The following is a 509-nucleotide window of genomic DNA, read 5'->3' on the forward strand; positions in this document are numbered from 1 at the left end:
CGGCAGCCTTCGGCGAACAGGGTGTACTTGGCGCGCAGTTCCATGCCCGGGGTGTACAGGCCGTCCTTGGGCTGGCCTTCGTGGTCGACGCCCAGATCGCCGGTGACGATGCCGCGCACCACGCCCTGCTCGTCGATCAGCGCTTCCTGGGCGGCGAAGCCCGGGTAGATCTCCACGCCCAGATTCTCGGCCTGCTGGGCCAGCCAGCGGCACAGGTTGCCCAGGGAGATGATGTAGTTGCCTTCGTTGTGCATGGTCTTGGGCACGGCGAAGTCGGGGATCCTGGTGGCGGCCTCGCTGCTCTTCAGCAGGTAGATGTCGTCGCGCTTGACCGGGGTGTTGAGCGGGGCGCCGAGGCTCTTCCAGTCGGGGAACAGTTCGGCCAGCGCACGCGGCTCGAACACCGCGCCGGAGAGGATGTGGGCGCCGACTTCGGAGCCTTTCTCCACCACGCAGACGCTGAGCTCCTGGCCGGCTTCGGCGGCCTTCTGCTTCAGGCGGCAGGCGGC

General features: G+C 68.0%; 1 protein-coding gene. It reads right to left on the minus strand.

Features of this window, described 5'->3' with window-relative positions; all coding sequences use genetic code 11:
- The coding region (locus E5198_RS21410) for an NAD(P)/FAD-dependent oxidoreductase (RefSeq protein WP_136491886.1) at window positions 1–509 on the minus strand (509 nt) is incomplete at both ends.

The organism is Pseudomonas sp. A-1 (assembly GCF_004801855.1).
In the GTDB taxonomy this organism is placed as follows: Bacteria; Pseudomonadota; Gammaproteobacteria; order Pseudomonadales; family Pseudomonadaceae; genus Geopseudomonas.